A 21,441-nucleotide genomic window follows, 5' to 3' on the forward strand; every position below is an offset into this window, starting at 1 on the left:
CGCCTGGTCACGCTCTTCACGGTGCCGGTCCCGTCCAGGGGCCCGTGACGAAAGGAAGACGCGTATGCGTGGAAGGCTCGTCACCGCTGCCGGAGCATTGGCCATGGCCCTGACGCCAGGCGCCGCGTGGGCGGCGCACGGCAGCGGCGGCCAGGAGTCCGGTTCCTACGGCGCCGAGGTGTCCGTTTCCCAGGGAGACCCCCGCGTCGGCGAGAGGGTGCCCGGCTACGAGATGGTCAGCCTGCCCAACGAGAACGTCCCGAACTTCCAGCGGCGCACGGTGTACTGCCCCCACGGCAAGAAGGCCCTCGGCGGCGGCGCCGAGGCGCACGGCGCCACCGCGATCCTCCTCGGCAGCTTCCCCACCGACGACGGAACCGGCTGGATCGGACTGGGCCGCCAGACCGCCACCGACAACGTGGGCATCAGCGTCTTCGTCATCTGCGCCAACGTCTGACCGACCCGGCGCGAGCCGCGCATCAACGCGTGGTTGGCACCGGAGTCCAACCGGCGACCGGCAGTCGCATTGTCCCGGCTGATGTGGGGATCGTGATCCGCCCGACGGTCCTTAGGATGTTTGATCATGTTCATTCCGCCCAACGCACTCAGCGGCTCCCGTCGGCACCGCCTCATCGTGGGAGGGATGCTGACGCCTTTCATGGCTCTGATGGGGGTGACGCTTTCCATCGTGGCCGCGAACACCGCCGACCGCCCTCTGCCCATGATCGGCTTCGCCGCACTTGCACTTTCGGCCTTCGCGGTCGCCTGGTGGTGCGCCCGCTACTGGTACGCAGCTCTCCGGGAGACCCCTGAGCCCAAAGCGTGGCCATGGCTCCTGCCTCCGCTCGTACTCATCGTGATCTTCACCGTCGCCGGTATCGGCGCGCTGAAGGACGGGAAGAAGGCGGAGGCTATTGGCATGCTGGTGATGGCCGGCCTGCTCTTCTTGCCGTTCGCCGCAGGGTCCGTAGCGGGCCTGGTTGGTCTTCTCAAACACCGCTCCCGCAGGCGGCACGGACCTGCCACGGTCCAGAACACCCCCGATCCGCAACGGCCGTACCGGGCCTGGGGATCGATTGGCTGAGGACCGGACGGGGACGACTACCAGCTCTTGATCGCCGTGATCAGAGCTGCGATGTAACTGAGTGCCCCAACGTCCGCCTCTGCCCCACCGTTCGGGGGCGCTCAGGCAGCGTGCTCTTTCGCGTGCGGCACCGCTCGATCCCGCCCGCCAGGCGTACCCGCCCGGGTGGGCGGTCCGCTGATGTCCGCCGCTGGCATCGGCGTACGCGGCCGTTGGCGTCACGGCTGGCGTCAGGCGACCTCGGAGGCGTTTGCAAGGGAGACGGGAAGGGACCACAGTCGGGAGGGAGGGGAGGAGTGCACCATGATCGCCCTCGCAATCTTTCTTCTCGCCATCGGGACGACCTTGATCTTTATTGGGATGATCTTGACCGTTCTCGGGTCGCTTCTGATCCTCATGGGGGCAGCCTTGGTCGCCGTCGGGATTTTTTTGCTCGTCCGGAAAGCGAGGCGCTGACACAGCGGCGTCACAGGCAACGAAGAAGCCCCCGGCGAGTGATCTCGTCGGGGGCTTTCTCGGCGGTGGCTGGGGCCGGGGTCGAACCGGCGACCTTCCGCTTTTCAGGCGGACGCTCGTACCAACTGAGCTACCCAGCCGCAGCGGTCCTGACGGGATTTGAACCCGCGGCCTCCACCTTGACAGGGTGGCGAGCACTCCAAACTGCTCCACAGGACCTTGCGTGTGTACGAGCACGAGTCTCGCACAAGGCGGCGTGCGGGCCTAACGGGTTTCCGTCGGGGGGTCGCACTACCTGCGATCTTCTTGGCGGAGGTTTTGGCTTTCCGCCGCGTCGATGTCGCTGGATCAGCGTATCAGACCTCAGGCCCTGTCCTGACCGCGTCGAGGACCGCACTGAGGGCCGTGCGGATGGCGGTCAGGCGGGCCGGGAGGCGACGAGGGTGACGGGGCCGGAGGCGGCCGCCAGCGCCTCGCGGCGCAGCTCCGCTGCGCGGTCGCCGTCACCACCGGGGGAGGCCCGCCTCGAAGTCCGGGTTCACCCGCCGCATGTACCCCGTGTCGTCGCGCTTGCGCAGCCCGCAGGTCAGGTAGTTCTCGTGCAGCCGGGCGAGGACGTCCTCGTCCAGCTCGACGCCGAGACCCGGGCCGGCGGGGACCGGGATCGCGCCGTCCACGAAGGTGAGCGCGCCCGGCCGCACCACGTCGTCCTGGGCGCTCCACGGGTAGTGGGTGTCGCACGCGTACGTGAGGTTGGGGGTCGCGGCGGCGAGGTGGGTCATGGCGGCGAGGCTGATGCCCAGGTGGGAGTTGGAGTGCATGGACATGCCGAGGCCGAAGGTGTCGCAGAGGGTGCCGAGGTGGCGGGTGCGGGTGAGCCCGCCCCAGTAGTGGTGGTCGCCGAGGACGACCTGCACCGCGCCCTGCGCGACGGCCGGGGGGATGTGGTCGAAGGCGACCACGCACATGTTGGTGGCCAGGGGGAGCGGGGATTCGGCGGCGACCCGTGCCATGCCGGGGATCCCGCCGGTCGGGTCCTCCAGGTATTCGAGGACGCCGTCCAGGGCCCGGGCGACCTCCAGCGAGGTACGTTGCGTCCAGGCGGTGTTCGGGTCGAGCCGCAGCGGGTGGTCGGGGAACGCCTCGCGGAGGGCGTGGATGGCGGCGATCTCCTGGTCGGGCGGGAAGACGCCGCCCTTGAGCTTGATCGAGCCGAAGCCGTAGAGGTCGATCATGCGGCGGGCTTGCGCCACGACGCCCTCGGGGTCGAGCGCCGCGCCCCACTCGTCGGGTTCGGCGTCCGGGTGCCCGGCCCACTTGTAGAAGAGATACGCGCTGTACGGGACGGATTCCCGGACCGCGCCGCCGAGCAGATCGCTCACCGGGCGGTCCGCCAGCTTGCCCTGGACGTCCAGGCAGGCGACCTCGACGGCGGCGTGCACCCGGCCGAGGTCGAAGGAGGAGATCGCGCCGCCCGCGTGGTCGAAGAGGGTCGCCGCCTTCTCGTACAGCTCGCCCAGCGCGTACACGCTCAGGCCCGTCAGATGGGGGCGCAGCGCCGCGAGCCGTTCCAGGTGGAGGGTGTCGCCGAACGTCTCGCCGAGGCCCGTCACCCCGTCCTCCGTCACCAGCTGCACGATGCTGCGCAGCGCCCATGGCTCGTGGACGCCGTCCGCGTTGAGCAGGGGCGGGTCGCGGAAGGCGATCGGGGTGATCACCAGGTCCTTGATGCGCATACGTGTGCTCACACCTGTCTCGGTCCGGCGTCGACGCTCGTTCGTATAGATGAACGCTGGTTATGGTTACGAACCAGATGGCGGGACGCTAGAGCGCTCCGGGGTGGCTGTCAATGCTTGTTTCGCCAGCGCCAGCGCCAGCGCCAGCGCCAGCGCCAGCGCCAGCGGCGGGGACGGGAATATAGGGCGGCGGGGGCGACGGCTGGGAGCCGCCACCCGGACGCGGTTCGGCGTCGGCTTCACCCTGCCGCGCTGAAGGTGGTACACAGCACGAAGGCCGCGCCTCGCTCTGCGAGACGCGGCCTTCGCACCAAAACCATGTGGGTGCCCCCAACGGGATTCGAACCCGTGCTACCGCCTTGAAAGGGCGGCGTCCTGGGCCACTAGACGATGAGGGCCGATGGCCCACCTGGGCGCCTTACGGCGCTTTCGGGGACGCGAGAAGCATATGGGATGCCGGTGAGGTTCGCCAAAACGGTTTACGGAGCGGTCGGCGCCGGGGTCGCGCCGGGCCGGTTCTCGGCCGGCAGGTGACGGCTGACCTCGGCCTTGGCCAGCCCGAGCCCGCCCAGGTCGATCTCGTCCCAGGCCTGGAGCCGACGGGTGTCCCGGTCCAGGTAGAGGACCGACGCCTGCACCTTGTCCGGCTCGGCGTCGTCCACCGCGCGCAGCCCGCTGCCGCCCGTCGAGCCCTCCGTCATCAGCCGGGTGCCGCCGGGCAGCACCTCCGTCCGGCGGTGGTGGACATGGCCGGTGAGGGCGAGCGGGACCGTGCCGTCGGTCTCCCGGGCGGCGAGCGGGTTGTGGGCGACGGCGATGTCCACGGGCGCGCCCTTCGCCTTCCGGGCCCGGATCGCGTCGGCCAGCTCCCGGCCCGCCCGGTGCTCGGCGGCGTCGCCCGCCACGGCGGCGGAGCGGTCCGGGGTGAACTGCGGGTCGCCGATGCCCGCGATCCGCAGGCCGCCGACCGTCACCGTCCGGCCGCCGTCGACGACGTGGACGCCCTTGCGGCCGGACAGATGGCGCTGCGTCGTCGCCGAGTCGTGATTGCCGCGTACCCAGACATAGGGGGCACCGAGGTCGGAGACGGGTTCGAGGAAGCCGTTCTCGGCGGCGGTGCCGTGGTCCATCGTGTCGCCTGTGTCGATGATCACGTCGATCTTGTACTGCTGGACCAGCGACTGGACGATGTGCCAGGCGGCCGGGTTGAGGTGGATGTCCGATACGTGCAGTACCCGCATCGTCGTCGGGTCGGGCCGGTAGGCGGGCAGGGTCGAGGTCGCCTCGTACAGCTGCGTGACGTTGGTCACCAGCCGGGCCAGCTCCCGCTGGTACACGTCGAAGTCGCTGACGATGCTGCGCGCGTTGCCGACCACCGACGGGGCGCTCGACAGCAGCCCCGAATAGCGCGGCTCCAGCACCGAGTTCGGGTTCCAGGTCGCGTACGCGGCGCCGCCGGAGGCGGCCAGCAGCCCCAGCGCGAGGCCGCCCGCGGCCAGCGCCCGGCGCGGGCGGCGGTAGACGGCCAGGCCCAGCGCGGTGGCGCCGAAGACGACGGCCGCGCAGGAGCGCACCGCCAGGTCCCGGGTGCCGCGGACGACGTCGCCCGCCACCTCCTCCTGGAGCCCGGACAGCCGCTCGGGGTGGTCGACCAGCGCCGCGGACCGGATGGGGTCCAGCCGGTCCACGTCGACGTCGAGGCGCAGCGGGGCGTGATGGCTGCGGAGTTCGAGGGCGCCGAGCGGGGAGACGTTGATCTCGGTACCGCCGGTGAGGGACGGCCTGAGCGCCATCCGGGTGTCCATCGGGCCCACCGAGGCGTGGACGCTCCCGACGACCAGCAGCCCCATCCACGCCCCGAGGACGGTCACCGCGGCCAGCCCGGCGGCGCGTAAGAGCGGCAGCGGCCGCTCGGCGTCGGCGGCGAGGGGGAGCGGGTCGCGGGCCATGGGGCCCGTATGCCCGGCCGCAGGTCCCGTATGCGCCGCCGCCCGGGCCGCCGCTCCCGGCCGTACGACCCGCTGTTCCCGGGCGCGGACCGTCCCGTTCCGGCTCCGGCTGTCCGACAATGGCCACGTGCTGGAGATGACGCGCGAGGAGTTCGAGGAACTGGTCGCCGAGGCGCTGGACCGGATCCCGCCGGAGCTGACACGACTGATGGACAACGTCGCGGTGTTCGTGGAGGACGAGCCGCCGTCCGACGACCCCGAACTGCTGGGGCTCTACGAGGGGACGCCGCTCACCGACCGCGGCGAGTGGTACGCGGGCGTCCTGCCCGACCGGATCACGATCTACCGGGGGCCGACGCTGCGCATGAGCGCGACCCGCGAGGACGTGGTCCAGGAGACCGAGGTGACCGTGGTCCACGAGATCGCGCACCACTTCGGCATCGACGACGAGCGGCTGCACGCGCTCGGCTACGGGTGAGGCCGCGGGCGGGCGCGCGGCGCGAGGCCGCGGGCGGTGTGCGCGGGGCGGGGCCGCGGGTGTGCGCCCGCTTCCGGCGCACGGGTTACGCCGCACGCGTGTCCTAAGGGGGGCGGGGCCAGTTGGGCACTGCGTCACAGCCCTGCGGCCTGGAGGTGTCCCACGCATGTCTGGAACCCCCGCTCCTCGCACCGACCGTTCCCCCCGGACCGACGCGCCCCGCGCCTCGCGCGCCCCCCGCGTCTCGGCGCGGAGTGCCGTGGTGGTGACCCTGGTGGCCGGGGCCCTGGCCCTGGGCGGCTGCATGAGCATCTCCGACGACCCCGGGAAGCCGGACCGGCACCGCGGCGGCTCCGACAAGGGCGGCGGAGCGGCGGAGCCCGGCGGCGGCGTGGTGGTGCGTACGGACGGCGAGGGGCACACGTACACGGTGGCGCCGCGGGACGCCAAGGGGCACAAGCGCAAGGGCGGCGAGCGCCGTTCGCCGTCGGCGTCCGCGAAGGCGGAGCCCGGCGCCGAGCCCTCGCCGTCGGCCGGGAAGCACGGTTCCCCGGCGCACCGCCCGGTGCCCTCCCCGCCGCCGGAGCCGGGCGCGCCCGCGCCCACCGAGGCCGCCCCGGAGCCGCGTCCGACGAGCCCGGCGCCGAGCGCGCCCGACCCCAAGCCCACCTCGTCGGAACCGGCGTCCCCGCCCGCCTCGGCGCCCGCCGAGCCCGAGGAGTAGCGCGGGCGAACGCGCGGGGCGGCCCGGGGCGTGATGTACGGCGCAGGGGGCAGGGATGGTGGGTTGGCGGAGCGAATTTGCTCTTGGGGGGTGGAGGTGCGTATGGTGGTAGATCGTTTGATCCCATTTGCCCGGCGCCTCATCGAAGTGCGCCGTGAGGCGCGTTCCTTGCCATCCCGTGGCTGACCGCATAGAGGCGGTCGTTTGCGACAACACGGAGTTTGGGCGCGTGCCGAGACTCCGGAAGGTTTCGCATTTCGCATGTCCGTTTCCACTGATCACGCCGTCATGCCCGCCACCGACGAGCAGGGCGACCCCGGGCACCAGCCCCAGCCGGTCGAGCAGCTCCCGCAGGCCGAGCGCGCCGAGCCCACCACCGCCCCCGCCGAGCCCGGCGCCGACGTCTCCGCGGACGACGCAGTCGACGCGGCTGTCGCCGAGGACGCCGAGCAGAGCACCCCCGAGACCTCCAAGGGCCCCGAAATCACCTTCGCCGAACTCGGTCTTCCCGAGCAGATCGTCCGCAAGCTCGCGCAGAACGGCGTCACCACGCCCTTCCCGATCCAGGCCGCGACCATCCCCGACGCCATGGCCGGGAAGGACATCCTCGGCCGCGGCCGCACCGGCTCCGGCAAGACCCTCTCGTTCGGTCTTCCGCTGCTGACCTCGCTGGCCGGCGGCCACACCGAGAAGAAGCGCCCCCGGGGTCTCATCCTGACCCCGACCCGCGAGCTGGCGATGCAGGTGAGCGACGCGCTCCAGCCGTACGGCGACGTCCTCGGCCTCAAGCTCAAGGTGGTCTGCGGCGGCACCTCGATGGGCAATCAGATCTACGCGCTGGAGCGGGGCGTGGACATCCTGGTCGCCACCCCGGGCCGACTGCGCGACATCATCGACCGCGGCGCCGCGTCCCTCGACAAGGTCCAGATCGCCGTCCTCGACGAGGCCGACCAGATGGCCGACATGGGCTTCCTGCCCGAGGTCACCGAGATCCTGGACCTGGTGCCGCAGGGCGGCCAGCGGCTGCTGTTCTCCGCGACGCTGGAGAACGAGATCGACAGCCTGGTCAAGCGCTACCTGGTGAACCCGGTCACCCACGAGGTCGACCCGTCCCAGGGCGCCGTCTCGACCATGACCCACCACGTCCTCGTGGTGAAGCCGAAGGACAAGGCCCCGGTCACCGCCGCCATCGCGGCGCGCAAGGGCCGCACCATCATCTTCGTCCGCACCCAGCTGGGCTGCGACCGGGTCGCCGAGCAGCTGTGCGACGCGGGCGTGCGCGCCGACGCGCTGCACGGCGGCATGACGCAGGGCGCCCGCACCCGGACCCTGGCCGACTTCAAGGACGGGTACGTCAACGTGCTCGTCGCCACCGACGTCGCCGCCCGCGGCATCCACGTCGACGGCATCGACCTGGTGCTCAACGTGGACCCGGCCGGTGACCACAAGGACTACCTGCACCGCTCCGGCCGTACGGCGCGGGCGGGCCAGAGCGGCACCGTCGTCTCGCTGGCCCTGCCGCACCAGCGGCGGCAGATCTTCCGGCTGATGGAGGACGCGGGCGTCGACGCCTCCCGTCACATCGTCGGCGGGGCGGGCGTCTTCGACGAGGACGTGGCCCGGATCACCGGCGCCCGTTCGCTCACCGAGGTGCAGGCGGAGGCGGCCGCGAACGCCGCCAAGCAGGCCGAGCGCGAGGTGCAGGACCTCACCCGGCAGCTGGAGAAGGTGCAGCGGCGCGCGGGCGAGCTGCGCGAGGAGGCCGACCGGCTGACGGCCCGCGCGGCGCGCGAGCGCGGCGAGACCCCCGCCCAGGGCGACGCGGCCGCTGCCGAGACGGCCGGTGCGACGGCGGACGGGACGTCCGGGACCGCCGAGGGCGCCGTTCCGTTCGTGCCCGCGCAGCGCTCGGCCGAGTCCGCGGCCCCGGCCGGTGAGCGCCGGGACGAGCGCGGCAACTTCGAGCGCCGGGACCGCCGGGACGGCGACCGTGGCGGCCGTTCCTTCGACCGCCGGGATGACCGCCGTGACGACCGCCGGGATGACCGTGGCTTCGGCCGCGACCGTCGGGACGACCGTCCGTCGGGTGGCCGGGACCGCCGCGATGACCGTGGTGGCTTCAACCGGGACCGCCGGGACAACGACCGCGGTGGCCGTTCGTTCGACCGCCGGGACGACCGTGGCTTCGGCCGCGACCGCCGGGACGACCGTCCGTCGGGTGGCCGGGACCGCCGCGATGACCGTGGTGGCTTCAACCGGGACCGCCGGGACAACGACCGCGGTGGCCGTTCGTTCGACCGCCGCGACGACCGCGGGGGCTTCAGCCGCGACCGTCGCGACGACCGTCCGTCGGGTGGACGCTCCTTCGAGCGCCGTGACCACAACCACCGCGGCGGGGACCGCCCCTTCAACCGCGACCGCCGCGACGACCGCCCGGCGCGCCGTGACGACCACCGCGGCGGCAACGCCGGCGGCCGCGCCCACGACCGCCGCGCCGACAAGCCGCGCTGGAAGCGCAACGGCTGATCGACGCCGTCCGGGGCCGTGCAACCCCCCGCGGTTGCACGGCCTTTCGACCCGGGACGATATTGTCTCCGGGCGGACCCCCTGGCCGGGCTATGCTGCGGGGGTGCGGGTCATTAGCTCAATTGGCAGAGCAGTGGACTTTTAATCCATTGGTTCAGGGTTCGAGCCCCTGATGACCCACTCGGGAAACCGCAGGCAGCATCGCTGACCTGCGGTTTCGTCGTTTTTCTGGGGGCTTGGCCCGCCGTGTGCGCGGCCGATCGGCGGTCACACGGCCGGCGCCCGAGCGGATGCCGAACGCGGCCTGGCCGCACAGGCTGAGCCTGCTCGCTCCCCCAGGAAAACGCGTAAGGAGACCCTCGTGCGACTCGTGACTACCATCCGCGGAACCCTCCCCGTCATGGTGCTGGCGCTCTTGGCGTGGGGTGCTTCCGCGCCTGCCTCGGCCGAGGGAGGGGGGACCAGGGCGGGCGGCGACGACGCGCCTACGGCCTTCGTGCCCTGCGGGGACGCGGCGGCGCTGGTCACCGCGGTGGGCCAGGTGGCTGCCTCGGGCGGGACCGTCGCGCTGGCCGCCGGATGCGCGTACACCCTGACCTCGGTGGCGGCGACGGGCGCCAATGGCGCCGACGGGCTGCCGGTCATCACGGGGAACGTGGCCATCGTCGGCACCGGATCGACCATCAGACGCAGCGCCTCGGCACCGGACTTCCGCATCGCGGAGGTCGCGCCCGGCGGACGCCTCAGCGTCAGCGGGGTGACCCTCTCGGGCGGCCGGGCGGTGGACGGGGCCGGGATCCTCGACGCGGGCGACCTGACCTTGCAGCGGAGCGCGGTCACCACGAGCGTCGCGAGCGGTGTCGGCGGCGGCGTCCAGGTCGCCCCGGGCGCCACGGCCACCTTCTCCCTGAGTCACCTCTCGGGCAACAGCGCCAACGACGGCGGCGGCGTCCACGTCGGTACGGGGGCCTCGCTGACCGTCAACAGCAGCACGCTCTCCGACAACACCGCCGACAGCACCGGCGGCGCCATCGCGAACTGGGGGAATTCCACCCTGAGCGCCGCGGTGATCGAGACCAATCACACGACCAATTTCGAGGGCGGCGGTATCTGGACGTCCCTCGGGAATATGACCTTCAATGGCGGACGCATCATCGGAAATACGGCGGGCAGCAGCGGCGCCGGTATCGCGAACTTCGGCAGCACACTGCATTTGCAGGCTACCGCGGTGTCCGGAAACGTCGCCACCCTCAATGGCGGTGGACTCTTCAGTCACGCCGGAAACACGCAAATCGTCGGTGCCAATATCACCGGAAATACGGCCCATGGCGGCCAGGGCGGCGGAATCTTCTCCGACGGCGGTTCCGTGTCGCTGATCGCGACGAATGTGACCGGCAACAACCCCAACAACTGCGTCCCGGCGCTCGCGGGCTGCGCCACCTGACGCCGGACACCTGACACCGGACACCTGACACCGGCACCCGATCCGTGCGGACGCGGTCGCGGCCCTGGAAGCGCGTGCTGCTTCCAGGGCCGCGTAGGTGGCCGCGTAGGTGCGGTGCCGCCTCAGTGAGAGTGGCCGTGCGCCTTCTTCTTGGCGTGCTTCTTGGCCTTCTTTTCCTTCTTCACGCTCTTGTGGTGCTTGTCCTTCTTCTCCACCTGCTTGACCACGATCGTCGGCGGGTCCGCGATCGCGATGTTGGTGCAGTTGGAGCCCGCGTCGATCTCGCCGGTGGGGGAGGCGGTGCCGAGGGCGGTGATGGGCCCGGTGGCGGTGTCGCAGTCGTTGCTCTGGACAGCGGCCCGGCTGTTGGTGAAGTTGAGGCAGTCGGGGCTGACGTCGATCTCACCGGTGGGGGCGGCCACGCCGGTGCTGATGATGGCGCCGGTGGCCACGTCACACGCGTTGCTCTGCACAACACCGTTGCCGTCGAGCAGGCCGCCGGAGCCGTAGGCGTTCGCTCCTCCCGCGCTGCCGATGACCATTGCGCCGGCCGCCGCGGCCATGAGAGCCGCCTTCTTACCAATCTGCATTGGTTGGTGCCTCCATTTTAACGTTCTCCGCGATTTCCGCAGACACCTTATTAACGAAGGCAATTAACGAAGGAAGCGGGGCGGTTGTCAGCTTCACCCGTCCGACGCAGTAACGATATCTTCGTCCCTGCAATGCAAACATATGCGCGGCCCCCGGTGAAAAATATCCCGGGGGCCGCGCATATGGTCAGCGGAAAGGCTGCCTCATCCTGTCCGGTCGGTCAACGATAAGCAGGGCTCAGTGCCCCTGGTGCTTCGCGCTCCCTCTGTTCTTTGCGTTCCCGCTGTCGGCCCCCGCCACATTGGTGCATGTGGTCTCGTTGGTGACCTCGCCGGGGCCGATCGTGATGGGGCCGAGGACGGACGTCGAATCGCAGTCGTTGCTCTGCCGGGTTACGCCGCCCGATTCGCTGACGTTGATGCAGTTGGTCCTGTTGGTGACCTGCGAGCCGGGAGCCAGCGCGACCGTGACGGGGCCGATGACCGAGTGGGTCCGGCAGCGGTTGCTCTGTTCCGCAACCCCTGACTCGCTGTAGTTGACGCAGTTGGTCTCGTTGGTGATCTCGGTCGCCGCCGTGGCCGCCACCTCGATGGGACCAATCACGGAGCTTGTGGTGCAGCGATTCCGCTGGCTGCCTCCGTCACCCGGGATGGACGCCCGGCCGGAGCTGTCACCGACGGCGCCGGCGCCGCCCGAGCCACCGATGACCAGCGCACCTACAGTCGCGACAAGAAGCGCTGTCCTTTTGCCCATGTACATCTAAGAGCCTCCAAGTGAGTTTTCCCCGATATCAGCGAACACCTGAATAACGACGCCGACCGGCCGAGGCTCCCCGGAACCGCTGGTGCCGTACCCGATTGGCGCAGCGAATGCACCACGAGTCAGCGGCCATTCATGCGGCGGCGGCCCTGGAAGGAGTGCTTCCAGGGCCGCCATTCCAACGGGTGCCCCGCAGTGTTACCGCTGTGCGGGAGCAGGGGTATATCAGTGATGCAGCGAGTTCTGGGAGTCGTCGACCGCGATGTTGGCGCAGTTGGAACCGACGTTGATGTCCCCGGTGGGCGCGGCGGTGCCGAGTGCGACGATGGGGCCGGCGGCGGTGTCGCAGTCGTTGCTCTGGAAGACCGCACCGCTGTTGGTGAAGTTGATGCAGTCGGAGCCGACGTTGATCTCGCCCGTCGGGGCGGCCACGCCGGTGCTGGCGATGGCGCCGGTGGCCGTGTCGCAGGTGTTGGTCTGAATGGCGCCCAGGTCGCTGCCGAAGTTGTGGGCGCTCGCAGCGCCGGCGCCGACGAAGACCAGAGCGCCGGCCGCTGCGGTCAGGAGAGCTGCCTTCTTGCCGATGTTCACTTAATCCTCCGTGTGGTTATTCCGCGGATTCACGGACGCCTGACTCAACGAAGGCATTCAGGAAAGGCACTGGGCGGGCCCTTTGTTTCACCCGTCTGGCATACGGCGTCCCTCATATGACAGGCATTCAGGGGACTGCGGGGCGTGCCGCCTTTTTGGGAAATCCCGGAAGGAGCGGGAAGGAGCGGGAAGGGGCGGGAAGGGGCGGTGCCCGGGATCGTCCACCGATACCTGGGGCGGCCCGTGGCGGTGTCGCGTCGGTGGCGCCGAGTTTCCGGAGTATGACATTCCGACTTGTTCGACCTGTCGAACAAGTGATACATCCTGGCTCCACGACGCAGGAGTGAGTGAGGCACAAGTCCGACCGACTGCTTCGCGGAACCACAGGCGCGGCGCGTGTTCACGCCGCTACGCTAAGTACGCGAGGGCGGTCACCCGGGGGCGGGAGGAGAGACGTGGGGCACTCAGGAGTGGGGGGAACCCCCGCCGAGCTGATGGACGGGCTACTGGCCCGTGCGCAGAACGGCTTCGAGATCGGCGAGGCGGTGCTGAGCCGGGCGCGGAGCGCCCTGATGCACCAGTCCGAGCTGCGTTCCTGCCGACAGTGCAACGAGCCGTCAGGTCCGCGCGGTTACACGACGTACCGGCATGTCTTCCTGCTGCCGGACGGCAGCAGCCTGCTGCTGTGGGAGCTGGAGCACAACACCGGCCCGGACGACCGCCCGCAGTTCGAGCTGTACGCGGACGAGGACGCCCTCGCGCTCGCCGAGCGCCGCGTCCACCGCTGCATCGGCGGCGCCCGCTGGGAGGAGCTGGACGGGTTACCGCTGTGGCTGCCGGACCAGATGCTCCAGGCCCCCGAGCCCCTGGAGGTCCAGCGCGCGTATGTGGCCGACAATTCGGCCGACCACGCCCGCCGCGTCCTGCGCCGCGCGGAGAACCCCGACCGGCCGGGGGAGGAGACCGAGCGGCTGCTGACGACCGCGTTCGCCCATGACATCGCCCTCGCCCCCAAGCCGCGCCGCCGCTCCGGCGGCCCCGACGCCACCTGGTGCCGCTTCTACGAGCACGCCTTCCTGCTCGCGGGTGGCGACGAGATCGTGTTGTGGGAGCTGGAGCACAACCTGACCCGGGACGGGCGGCTGGTGTGCGAGGTGTACCTCGACGAGGTCTCGGCGGAGCTGGCGGCCGACCGCCACGCCCGCGCCCTCGGCGTCGACCTCTGAATACGGTGACGTCCGACTCATCCGACAGTGGGCCCATCGGGTGAAGTGCGTGCGCGCCTCCCCGGTGTCGCGGATGTCCTTCCGTTCAATCGGAACGTGTGTTTTTCCGCGGATTTGGCTCTTCTGGAGGAAATCAAGTGAACATCGGAAAGAAGGTAGCTGTCCTGGCCGTGGCGTCAGGCGCCCTGGTTCTGGGGAGTGCGGCGGGGGCGTCCGCCCACGGTTTCGGCGGCGGTGCCGGCGGTTTCGGCGGCGGTGGCGGGGGCTTCAACCCCTTCGGGACGGTCCAGACCAACACCTGCGACACCCTCACCGGCGCCATCTCCAGCATCGGCGCCACCGCTCCGTCGGGGGACATCACCGTCGGCAGCAACTGCCTCAACTTCACCAACGGCACGGCGGTCGTGCAGAGCAACGACTGCGACACGGCCACCGGCGCCATCATCTCGACCGCTGGGCTCGCCCCCTCCGGTGACATCACCATCGGCAGCGACTGCACCAACATCGCCACCGGCACCCCCTGAACCGACAAGCCCCACGCCGACGGCCACGGCCGCGGCTGACCGAGCCCCGGCGAACGCCACGGCTCGCCCTGCGACCCCGGATGCTTGCCATCCGGGGTCGCTCGGCATCCGCGCCCCTCCGTGAAGACCTTCTGACGCACCCACATGGCCGCCACCGACTCGCACGGCGGCCCGGTACCCGGAAGCCTGATGACGGGGTCACGGACGGGGTCATGGATCAGGGACAGCGGGAGAAGCCGGTGGCGCGGGTGCGAGGGAGCAGGGCTCGTCCGGGCGCCCGTACGCCCGCCGCCGACTCCTCGGGCGCGGCCGCCGGGCTCGTCACGGCCGAGGAGGCCGTCCAGGCCTCGCCGGGGCGGCGGCTGGCCCCGTGGACCCCCGCCATCCTCCTGCTCGGCGGGATCGCGTTCGACCTCGCCGCCCCGGCCCCGTACACCGCCTCCCCCTTCTTCGCCGCGGCCCCGCTGGTCGCCGCCTCCCTCTTCCCGCTGCGGCGGACCATCATCACCACGGTCCTCGCCCTCACCGCCGTCTGCCTGCTGGCCGAGCTGCACGGCGTGCGGGACCCGACCCAGGCCGCGACCGAGATCGCCACGGTGGCCACCGTCGCCCTCCTCGCGCTCGTGATCAACCGCGTCGTCCGCCGCGGCGACCGGCGGCTGGCCTCGGCGCGCGGCATCGCGGAGGCCGCGCAGCGGGCCGTGCTGCCCGTACCGCCCGCCCGCATCGCCGGGCTGGACGTCGCGGCGCGCTATGTGGCGGCCGAGCAGTACGCAGCGATCGGCGGCGATCTGTACGCGGTGCAGGACACCCCGCACGGCGTACGGCTGATCGTCGGGGACGTCCGCGGCAAGGGGCTCCAGGCCGTGGAGGTCGTCGCGGTCCTCATCGGCGCCTTCCGGGAGGCCGCGGAGCAGGAGGCGACGCTGGAGGGGCTCGCGGGGCGGCTGGAGCGGGCGTTGCGGCGCGAGGGCGCGCGACGGGCCGAGCTGGAGGCGTTCGAGGGGTTCACCACCGCCGTCCTCGGCGAGATCCCGCGCGGCGACTCCACCCTTCGCCTCATCAACCGCGGCCACCCGGCGCCGCTGCTGCTGCCCGGCGACGGCGCGGTGCGGCGCCTGGAGCCGGAGACGGTCGCGCTGCCGCTGGGGATGGGCGAACTGGGCGCGTGGCCCGACCGGGTGACGGAGCTGCGGTTCCCCGAGGACGCGACGCTGCTGCTGTTCACGGACGGGGTGACCGAGGCCCGCGACCGGCACGGCACGTTCTACGCCCCCGAGGAGCGGCTGCGCGGCCGCCGCTTCACCGGACCGGGCGGGCTGCTCGACGCGCTGGTGGAGGACGTCGCGCTGCACGCGGGCGGGGAGACCGCGGACGACATGGCGCTGCTCGCGGTCCGGCGCCCGCCCGGAACGAACGGAACCACACCCCCCGCTCCGGACACGGACCGTAGCCAACCGTGACGCGTACGCATAACGATTGACACACGATCAGCCCGCAGGAGGTTTTTACCATCCCTTTTCAAGCGGGGTGAAACGCCCCCATCTGTCCTTCCTTGGTTACTAAGTTCATGCCAAAGCTGCGCGGATTCTTCAGAAGAGCTTGGAATCATGTCGCGCTCTCTATTAACGTTCGATAACGCAGCGCGGTCGACACAGCCGTCGCAGAGGCGGCACCGTGCGCCGTCGCCGAATCCCGTACGTGCAGCGCCAGCACCACCATCAGCACCACGCACCACCACGCATCACGGCAGCAGCAGCCGCCGCGGCACCAGCGCAGCACGAGGGAACCGGGGAACCACCACCTTGGGGTGAATCGGGTCGAACCTGACCCGTAGGAGACCTTCCTGCTCCGAACCCGTCAGCTAACCCGGTAGGCGAGAGGGAAGGAAAGGAGTGCGCCCCGGTGGCGTCCAACAGGTCCGTACTGGACGAAGCTCCGTACCGCTCGTCGGGTACGGGACCCGGCACCGCGACCGCGTACGGAGTCGGCTTCGACGCCGGAGCCGGCGCCCGCCCCACGGTCGGCCTCGGCGCCGAACCGGATGAGCCGCCCGTAGGCAAGGAAGCCGTCTGGGACGAGTGGAACCCCACCGAGGAGTCCATCGCTCCGCTCCGCGGCCGGCACCGCGTCGGCAAGCAGCGCGGCGGGACCATGGCCCGCAGCAGCGCCGTCCTCGGCGTCGGCGTCATCGCGGCGGTCGGCGCGGGCGGCATGGCGAGCGCCAAGGACCGGCCGACCGTACCGATCTCCATGCCGGACCTCGCCCACGTCGCCGACGAGGTCAAGGCCCAGCTGCCCGCCGCCAAGGACCTGCCCGGAATCGGCTCCCTGATGGCCGACGGCCAGGACTCCGCCCAGCCCACCGCCGCCACCCTCACCACCGGCGGCACCGAGGCGGGCGAGGCGCTGCGCACCCGCATCCTGCGGCAGGCCGAGAGCCAGCAGACCGCGGCGGATGACGACAGACGCGAGAGCGAGGCGCGCGCCGCCGCCAAGGCCGCCGCCGACGACGCCGCCAAGGCCGCCGCCAAGGCCCGCGACCTGGCGGAGCAGAAGAAGGCCGAGGCCGCCGCCAAGAAGAAGGCCGCCGAGGCGGCCAAGGCGAAGGCGGAGGCCGAGAAGGAGGCCGCCGCCAAGGCCGCCGCCGACCGCCCCGCCAAGGCGTCGACCTCCACGGGGTTCACCCTCCCCGTCGCCTCGTACACCCTGACCGCGGGCTTCGGCCAGGCGGGCGACATCTGGTCCGCCGACCACACCGGCCAGGACTTCGCCGCCCCGACCGGCACCCCGGTCAAGGCGGTGGGCAGCGGCACCATCACCCAGGCGGGCTGGGCCGGATCGTACGGCTACCGCATCGTGCTCAAGCTCGATGACGGCACCGAGATCTGGTACTGCCACCTGTCGTCCATGGTCGTCACCTCGGGCAAGGTGTCCTCGGGCGAGACCATCGGCCGCGTCGGCGCCACCGGCAACGTCACCGGCCCCCACCTCCACCTGGAGGTGCGGCCGGGCGGCGGCTCCCCGATCGCCCCGCTGTCCTGGCTGCGCGACCACGGGCTGAACCCGTGACCCCCTGATCCGGCCGTCGTCGCTGCGACGGCCCCTCGTTCCGGCGGCTCTGGCGCTCTCTCCCCCCTTGACGCCAGGGCCGCCGGTTCTCTGTCCGCGGCCTCCGACGGAATACCCCCCTCGGTCGTCAGCGTTGTCATATCGCATGACTGAGACGCGCAATGACACCCGTAAGAACATCGGCAGCCTGTCCGTCTTCCCGCTCTCCCTGGGCGGCAATGTCTTCGGCTGGACGGCCGACGAGGCCGAATCCTTCGAGGTGCTCGACGCCTATGTGGCGGCGGGCGGCAACTTCATCGACACCGCCGACGTCTACTCCGCCTGGGCACCCGGCAACGAGGGCGGCGAGTCCGAGACCATCCTCGGCAAGTGGTTCGCCTCCCGCGGCAACCGCGACGACATCGTCCTCGCCACCAAGGTCGGCGCCGGCTCGCCGGAACCCCGCGGACTGTCCGCCTCCGCCATCAAGTCCGGCCTCGACGAGTCCCTCCAGCGCCTCGGCACGGACTACATCGACCTCTACTACACCCACTTCGACGACACCTCGGTGCCGGTCGAGGAGATCGTCTCCACCCTTGACGAGCTGGTGCAGGCGGGCAAGATCCGCGAGATCGCCGCCTCCAACATCTCCGCCAAGCGCCTCGACGCCTCCCTCACCTTCTCCGCCCAGGAGAACCTGGCCCGCTACGTCGCCCTCCAGCCCCACTACAACCTGGTCTCGCGCGACACCTTCGAGGGCGAACTGGCCGACGTCGCCGCCCGCCACGGCCTGGCGACGCTCCCGTACTACGCGCTCGCGTCCGGCTTCCTCACCGGCAAGTACCGCCCCGGCACCACGGTCGACAGCGCCCGCTCCACGGGCGCCGCCCAGCACCTGGAGACCGAGCGCGGCCAGAAGGTCCTCGCCGCCCTCGACGACGTGGCCGCCAACCACAACGCCGACCACGCCACCGTCGCCCTGGCCTGGCTCACCGCCCAGCCCACCGTGGTCGGCCCGGTAGCCAGCGCCCGCACCCCCGCCCAGCTCCCCGCCCTGCTCGCCTCGGTCGACCTCCAGCTCACCCAGCCGGAACTGAACCTCCTGACCTCGGCCTCGGCCTGACCCCGGGCCACGGCGCCGGGACGGCAATCCGCCGTCCCGGCCCCCTTACGCCCCTACACCCCCACGCCGATCCGCCAACACCCACGAAGCGGCGGCAACCGCACCGGCGACCCCGAAGACGGACGGCCACGCCCCCACCTTCTTCGCCAGCGGATGCGACCCGGCGAACGCGGCCACGTACAACCCGCTGAGCGCAGCCGCCGTCCCGTTCCCGGCCTTGTCCCGCCACCCCTTGGCGGCCACGGCCCCGGCCGCCGCCAGCGCAACCCCACCGAGCGGCCGCCGCTTGGTCCACCGGGCCACCCCGTACCCCCCGACCAACCCACCCGCAGCCACCAGCCCCGCCGGCACACCAGCCATGCCGCTACCTCCCACTCCTAGGGTCACCTTGCCCCGACCCTACGCAGCGAGCCCCCACCCCCGGGCCCGAACCGGCTACGGGTGACCAGCCCCTCAGCCCAGCTCATCCGCCCGCAGGGCCGCTACGAAGTCCCCCCACGCGCCCTGCGAGAACCCGAGCACGGGCCCATCCGGACGCTTCGAGTCGCGGACGGCGGTCTCGCGGTCCGGCAGCTTCGCCGTCTCCACGCACTCCAGCCCCTGACCACCGCTGTAGGTGGACTTCACCCACTGCGTCGCCGCAAGGTGGCTTGCCGCTCGTATTCGGTTCGTGGCCATCACACTTCCTTGCGTACGGTGTCGATCAACTTGGCGGAGGCATCCGGGGACAAGGCCCGACTGCTGAGGTAAGCGAACGCCTTTCGATACTGCTCCACCTCAGCCAGTTTCTCCAGGTAGAGGGAGACCGTGACGTTCTCCAAGTAGACAACGTCAAGCGACGGATCCGTACCAACGAGGATGAGGAATGAGCCCATCGCTGACGCGAGAGGGCCGATGCCAGAGGGGACGACTCGTAGATCGATGTGGGGAAGCGCTGCACGGTCAAGCAGGTGGGCAAGTTGCTCCCGGTGAGCCTCCGCGCTTCCGATCTTTCGACGGATGACCGATTCGTCAAGCACGACGGACAACTGCATCGGGTTGTCGCGGGTGAGGATTGCTTGCCGCTTCATCCGCACCTCGATGGCCTGCTGCAAACGCTCCTCCGGCGGTGGTTGAGGATCGCTCCGGTGGAGTTCCTCGGCGTAGCGCCGGGTCTGCAACAGCCCTGGGATGAAGGCGAGGGCAAAATGATCCTCGCGGACTGACTCGTCCTCCAGGGTGAGGAGAAGGTTCATGCGGCTGGGGATGGCCTCGGTGTATGACTGCCACCAGCCTTGCACTTTGGCGTTCTTGGCAAGATCAACGAGGGCGGCACGTTCTTCATCGCTGGCCCCGTACTCCTTGCAGAGGGCGTCGACCAGCGGCCACTTGACCGACCCGTCCTTGGTTTCGTAGCGGCTGACGGTCGCTTTGGAGAGCCCCACCCGATCACCGGCCTCCTGCAGGGACAGGCCCTTCTCCTCGCGCAACCTGCGCAGGCTGGCGCCCAACTGTCGGCGTCGCGTCGTCGGTCCAGCAGACATAGCAGTCGGCTCCTCCACCTGGGTTCTTGCGATCACTTGCCGGGTGCGAAGACAAGTAGATCGCGACCAAAGGTAGTTGACCGGCTACCCTCGCGAGGTTCATTCCAGCGTGAGAGTTACAAAACGAGAGTCTCGGTGCCATACTCTCGGCAGTGAGGCTACGCAGCGCAGTCGTACGGACACGGCTAGGCGCAGCGCTGTCGTGGCGCGCAAGGGAGTGTGGTCATGCACACGTACTCATTCACCGAACCTCAACCACGCCGATGCGTTCTCCCCTTCGCGGCCGAGGCCTCTCAAGTGGCCGGCCTGCGCCGAGCCGTGAGAGCGGAGCTCGTCACCTGGGGTATGTCGGCCCTCGCCGACGAAGCGCAGCTGATCGTCACGGAGCTGGCATCGAACGTGATCAAACACGTTGGCCAGGACTCCGTAGCCACCCTCGTCCTCGACGCCGGCCCGGATCAGCTCCGCATGGAGTTGCACGATAAGAGTGGCAAGGAGCCTCAGCACCTCCACCCCGCAAGCGACGAGGAATCCGGCAGGGGCCTGCAAATCCTTGGAGCCCTGTCGGCCACCTGGGGCACTGTCCTGACGACGGTCGGCAAAGCCGTCTGGTGCGAACTGCCACTCCCCCTCGACAAAACCCGCCGCCGCATCCAGCGCGCGACGACCGTGATGGAGACCTACAACCTCGCGGTCGCCACCCCGGCCGCGAGGCTCACCCGCCGCCCGGTTCTTGAAGAGTCGGCGACCAGCCTCATCTTGGACCTGCTGCATTGGCTGACGGCGCAGGGCCTCGACCCCGACGACATCCTTGACCGCGCCCAGACCCACTTCGAAGCAGAGGCCGCGTGACGTTCACCGTGCCGGCGGGTCAGCGCGCGGCAGCACGGAGCATCGCGCCGGCGTCGTCAGCCATACCGTACTCATGGAGTTCCAGAGCGGCCCGGATCACCTGTTTTTCGGGTCGGTCGCGCCCGTAGATCTGAATGAGGGTGTCGGCAAGCTGGTCCTGGTGCTCCTGTCGGAGCACGACGAGGGAAGCAGCGCTCTCAAGGGGGGTGAGCACCTCTGAGGATTCCCTCAGCATGGCGACAGCGGCCTCGGAACTCTCCTCTCCGTCGAACCTTGCCGCCATGGCGACGATCTGCGTCGCGGCGGCCACGTCGTATGCCCTCTGCTGCCGGTCCCCTTGCTGAGGGGGGACCGGCAGCGGTGCCGTTTCCTTGCGAGCGTCGGCCAACTCCGCTTCCAAGCCGGCCCTTGACTCAAGGAGACGCCGGTTAGCGCGCATCAACAGGCGGTGTCTGCTCCGCAGGCGGCGGATCCTGTGGCGCAGGTCCGGGCAGACCTGGCAAGGTCTCTGTTCGGCTGCGACATGCACCTCAAGGACGTCGTCCAACGAGAGGCCTACTGCATCTTTCCCAGCCCGTTCAACGGCGGTTTGATGCAGCGCGATGACGAACCCACGCTGCGGAACGCGTTGCCCACTTCGGTAGCGAGAGAGCTCGCTGACGTGCTTCTTGTATTCGCGCGGCGCAAGCGCCCCGGCTACTTCCTTCAGGGTCGCGCCCAGATGTTGATACAAGTCGTCCAACATCCGGGCTAGCGCCCGTCTTCCCGGCGGGACCTCTTCGCTGATCTTTGGTCCAGCCTGCC

The 21,441-nt window shown here is 70.4% G+C and carries 22 protein-coding genes, 4 tRNA genes and 1 riboswitch; of the genes, 14 read left to right on the forward strand and 12 right to left on the reverse strand.

Translation table 11 applies throughout. From position 1 onward, the window contains the following. Window positions 1–103 precede the first annotated feature (103 nt). The 3 genes from HYQ63_RS23265 to HYQ63_RS23275 all read left to right on the forward strand — a co-directional run bounded on the left by HYQ63_RS23265 (window position 104) and on the right by HYQ63_RS23275 (window position 1,540). Window positions 104–457, forward strand: coding sequence for a hypothetical protein (locus tag HYQ63_RS23265; RefSeq protein WP_257232027.1), 354 nt, complete (start codon window positions 104–106; stop codon window positions 455–457). 126 nt (window positions 458–583) lie between these two features. After that, window positions 584–1,084, forward strand: coding sequence for a hypothetical protein (locus HYQ63_RS23270; RefSeq protein WP_179935705.1), 501 nt, complete (start codon window positions 584–586; stop codon window positions 1,082–1,084). A gap of 303 nt (window positions 1,085–1,387) precedes the next feature. Then, on the forward strand, window positions 1,388–1,540 hold the full coding sequence (locus tag HYQ63_RS23275; RefSeq protein WP_179935706.1) for a hypothetical protein: 153 nt from the start codon (window positions 1,388–1,390) through the stop codon (window positions 1,538–1,540). A 66-nt stretch (window positions 1,541–1,606) separates the two neighbouring features. Here HYQ63_RS23275 and HYQ63_RS23280 read toward each other — a convergent pair. From HYQ63_RS23280 to HYQ63_RS23300, 5 genes are all read right to left on the reverse strand, one after another. Next, window positions 1,607–1,680, reverse strand: a tRNA-Phe gene (locus tag HYQ63_RS23280). Window positions 1,681–1,684: 4 nt separating this feature from the next. Continuing rightward, window positions 1,685–1,759 (reverse strand) — tRNA-Asp (locus HYQ63_RS23285). A gap of 284 nt (window positions 1,760–2,043) precedes the next feature. After that, window positions 2,044–3,288, reverse strand: coding sequence for a glucarate dehydratase family protein (locus HYQ63_RS23290; RefSeq protein ID WP_257232028.1), 1,245 nt, complete (start codon window positions 3,286–3,288; stop codon window positions 2,044–2,046). Between the two features lie 313 nt (window positions 3,289–3,601). After that, window positions 3,602–3,674: transfer RNA gene (locus HYQ63_RS23295), tRNA-Glu, on the reverse strand. A gap of 81 nt (window positions 3,675–3,755) precedes the next feature. Beyond that, the gene (locus HYQ63_RS23300; protein WP_257232029.1) at window positions 3,756–5,225 is read right to left on the reverse strand and encodes a metallophosphoesterase; all 1,470 of its coding nucleotides are present in this window, start codon (window positions 5,223–5,225) and stop codon (window positions 3,756–3,758) included. Between the two features lie 127 nt (window positions 5,226–5,352). Between HYQ63_RS23300 and HYQ63_RS23305 the strand changes: the two genes are divergently transcribed. The 5 genes from HYQ63_RS23305 to HYQ63_RS23325 all read left to right on the forward strand — a co-directional run bounded on the left by HYQ63_RS23305 (window position 5,353) and on the right by HYQ63_RS23325 (window position 10,397). Next, complete coding sequence (locus tag HYQ63_RS23305; RefSeq protein WP_179935707.1) at window positions 5,353–5,703, forward strand: metallopeptidase family protein; 351 nt, start codon at window positions 5,353–5,355, stop codon at window positions 5,701–5,703. A gap of 166 nt (window positions 5,704–5,869) precedes the next feature. After that, entirely contained in the window at window positions 5,870–6,427 is a 558-nt protein-coding gene (locus tag HYQ63_RS23310; protein WP_179935708.1) for a hypothetical protein, read from the forward strand. A gap of 261 nt (window positions 6,428–6,688) precedes the next feature. After that, window positions 6,689–8,953: a DEAD/DEAH box helicase gene (locus HYQ63_RS23315; RefSeq protein WP_179935709.1), complete on the forward strand. Its 2,265-nt coding sequence runs from the start codon at window positions 6,689–6,691 to the stop codon at window positions 8,951–8,953. Window positions 8,954–9,060: 107 nt separating this feature from the next. Further along, window positions 9,061–9,133 (forward strand) — tRNA-Lys (locus HYQ63_RS23320). Window positions 9,134–9,314: 181 nt separating this feature from the next. Next, a complete protein-coding gene (locus tag HYQ63_RS23325; RefSeq protein WP_179935710.1) occupies window positions 9,315–10,397 on the forward strand; it encodes a right-handed parallel beta-helix repeat-containing protein in 1,083 nt (360 codons plus the stop codon). A gap of 122 nt (window positions 10,398–10,519) precedes the next feature. Here the strand turns inward: HYQ63_RS23325 and HYQ63_RS23330 are convergent, their stop codons facing one another. From HYQ63_RS23330 to HYQ63_RS23340, 3 genes are all read right to left on the reverse strand, one after another. Continuing rightward, entirely contained in the window at window positions 10,520–10,987 is a 468-nt protein-coding gene (locus HYQ63_RS23330) for a hypothetical protein (protein WP_179935711.1), read from the reverse strand. 238 nt (window positions 10,988–11,225) lie between these two features. Beyond that, window positions 11,226–11,591 carry a hypothetical protein gene (locus HYQ63_RS23335; protein WP_257232031.1) on the reverse strand — a complete coding sequence of 122 codons (366 nt, stop codon included), beginning with the start codon at window positions 11,589–11,591 and terminating at the stop codon, window positions 11,226–11,228. A 381-nt stretch (window positions 11,592–11,972) separates the two neighbouring features. After that, window positions 11,973–12,338, reverse strand: coding sequence for a hypothetical protein (locus HYQ63_RS23340; protein ID WP_179935713.1), 366 nt, complete (start codon window positions 12,336–12,338; stop codon window positions 11,973–11,975). Window positions 12,339–12,793: 455 nt separating this feature from the next. On the opposite strand from HYQ63_RS23340, the gene HYQ63_RS23345 reads away from it, so the two are divergent. The 5 genes from HYQ63_RS23345 (at window position 12,794) to HYQ63_RS23365 (ending at window position 18,262) form a co-directional block, all read left to right on the forward strand. Next, window positions 12,794–13,564 (forward strand): DUF6227 family protein, encoded by a 771-nt coding sequence (locus HYQ63_RS23345; RefSeq protein ID WP_179935714.1) that lies wholly within the window; start codon window positions 12,794–12,796, stop codon window positions 13,562–13,564. A 137-nt stretch (window positions 13,565–13,701) separates the two neighbouring features. Next, entirely contained in the window at window positions 13,702–14,088 is a 387-nt protein-coding gene (locus HYQ63_RS23350; RefSeq protein WP_179935715.1) for a hypothetical protein, read from the forward strand. A gap of 212 nt (window positions 14,089–14,300) precedes the next feature. Beyond that, entirely contained in the window at window positions 14,301–15,551 is a 1,251-nt protein-coding gene (locus HYQ63_RS23355; RefSeq protein WP_257232032.1) for a PP2C family protein-serine/threonine phosphatase, read from the forward strand. A gap of 287 nt (window positions 15,552–15,838) precedes the next feature. Next, a riboswitch (cyclic di-AMP (ydaO/yuaA leader) is annotated at window positions 15,839–15,982 on the forward strand. 11 nt (window positions 15,983–15,993) lie between these two features. Continuing rightward, window positions 15,994–17,160 carry a M23 family metallopeptidase gene (locus HYQ63_RS23360; RefSeq protein WP_179935716.1) on the forward strand — a complete coding sequence of 389 codons (1,167 nt, stop codon included), beginning with the start codon at window positions 15,994–15,996 and terminating at the stop codon, window positions 17,158–17,160. Window positions 17,161–17,305: 145 nt separating this feature from the next. After that, complete coding sequence (locus HYQ63_RS23365; RefSeq protein WP_179935717.1) at window positions 17,306–18,262, forward strand: aldo/keto reductase; 957 nt, start codon at window positions 17,306–17,308, stop codon at window positions 18,260–18,262. 45 nt (window positions 18,263–18,307) lie between these two features. On the opposite strand, the gene HYQ63_RS23370 is transcribed toward HYQ63_RS23365, so the two are convergent. From HYQ63_RS23370 to HYQ63_RS23380, 3 genes are all read right to left on the reverse strand, one after another. Further along, complete coding sequence (locus HYQ63_RS23370; RefSeq protein WP_179935718.1) at window positions 18,308–18,622, reverse strand: hypothetical protein; 315 nt, start codon at window positions 18,620–18,622, stop codon at window positions 18,308–18,310. Between the two features lie 93 nt (window positions 18,623–18,715). Next, entirely contained in the window at window positions 18,716–18,940 is a 225-nt protein-coding gene (locus tag HYQ63_RS23375) for a DUF397 domain-containing protein (RefSeq protein WP_179935719.1), read from the reverse strand. Beyond that, the gene (locus HYQ63_RS23380) at window positions 18,940–19,785 is read right to left on the reverse strand and encodes a helix-turn-helix transcriptional regulator (RefSeq protein ID WP_179935720.1); all 846 of its coding nucleotides are present in this window, start codon (window positions 19,783–19,785) and stop codon (window positions 18,940–18,942) included. Before HYQ63_RS23380 ends, HYQ63_RS23375 begins: the two co-directional genes overlap by 1 nt. Before the next feature lie 225 nt (window positions 19,786–20,010). On the opposite strand from HYQ63_RS23380, the gene HYQ63_RS23385 reads away from it, so the two are divergent. After that, on the forward strand, window positions 20,011–20,637 hold the full coding sequence (locus HYQ63_RS23385) for an ATP-binding protein (RefSeq protein ID WP_179935721.1): 627 nt from the start codon (window positions 20,011–20,013) through the stop codon (window positions 20,635–20,637). Window positions 20,638–20,656: 19 nt separating this feature from the next. Here HYQ63_RS23385 and HYQ63_RS23390 read toward each other — a convergent pair whose 3' ends face one another. Beyond that, a complete protein-coding gene (locus tag HYQ63_RS23390) occupies window positions 20,657–21,382 on the reverse strand; it encodes a hypothetical protein (protein ID WP_179935722.1) in 726 nt (241 codons plus the stop codon). Window positions 21,383–21,441 lie beyond the last annotated feature (59 nt).

This window comes from Streptomyces sp. Rer75 (genome assembly GCF_013414305.1).
GTDB classification, from domain to species: domain Bacteria; phylum Actinomycetota; class Actinomycetes; order Streptomycetales; family Streptomycetaceae; genus Streptomyces; species Streptomyces himastatinicus.

Excerpts from the sequence above, each read along its gene's own strand:
- HYQ63_RS23315 (WP_179935709.1), top strand. The coding sequence starts at position 6,689 with ATGTCCGTTTCCACTGATCACGCCGTCATGCCCGCCACCGACGAGCAG.
- HYQ63_RS23385 (WP_179935721.1), top strand. The coding sequence starts at position 20,011 with ATGCACACGTACTCATTCACCGAACCTCAACCACGCCGATGCGTTCTC.
- HYQ63_RS23370 (WP_179935718.1), bottom strand. The coding sequence starts at position 18,622 with ATGGCTGGTGTGCCGGCGGGGCTGGTGGCTGCGGGTGGGTTGGTCGGG.
- HYQ63_RS23390 (WP_179935722.1), bottom strand. The coding sequence starts at position 21,382 with ATGTTGGACGACTTGTATCAACATCTGGGCGCGACCCTGAAGGAAGTA.
- HYQ63_RS23270 (WP_179935705.1), top strand. The coding sequence starts at position 584 with ATGTTCATTCCGCCCAACGCACTCAGCGGCTCCCGTCGGCACCGCCTC.
- HYQ63_RS23330 (WP_179935711.1), bottom strand. The coding sequence starts at position 10,987 with ATGCAGATTGGTAAGAAGGCGGCTCTCATGGCCGCGGCGGCCGGCGCA.
- HYQ63_RS23365 (WP_179935717.1), top strand. The coding sequence starts at position 17,306 with ATGACTGAGACGCGCAATGACACCCGTAAGAACATCGGCAGCCTGTCC.
- HYQ63_RS23300 (WP_257232029.1), bottom strand. The coding sequence starts at position 5,225 with ATGGCCCGCGACCCGCTCCCCCTCGCCGCCGACGCCGAGCGGCCGCTG.
- HYQ63_RS23310 (WP_179935708.1), top strand. The coding sequence starts at position 5,870 with ATGTCTGGAACCCCCGCTCCTCGCACCGACCGTTCCCCCCGGACCGAC.
- HYQ63_RS23380 (WP_179935720.1), bottom strand. The coding sequence starts at position 19,785 with ATGTCTGCTGGACCGACGACGCGACGCCGACAGTTGGGCGCCAGCCTG.
- HYQ63_RS23375 (WP_179935719.1), bottom strand. The coding sequence starts at position 18,940 with ATGGCCACGAACCGAATACGAGCGGCAAGCCACCTTGCGGCGACGCAG.
- HYQ63_RS23275 (WP_179935706.1), top strand. The coding sequence starts at position 1,388 with ATGATCGCCCTCGCAATCTTTCTTCTCGCCATCGGGACGACCTTGATC.
- HYQ63_RS23355 (WP_257232032.1), top strand. The coding sequence starts at position 14,301 with ATGGATCAGGGACAGCGGGAGAAGCCGGTGGCGCGGGTGCGAGGGAGC.
- HYQ63_RS23265 (WP_257232027.1), top strand. The coding sequence starts at position 104 with ATGGCCCTGACGCCAGGCGCCGCGTGGGCGGCGCACGGCAGCGGCGGC.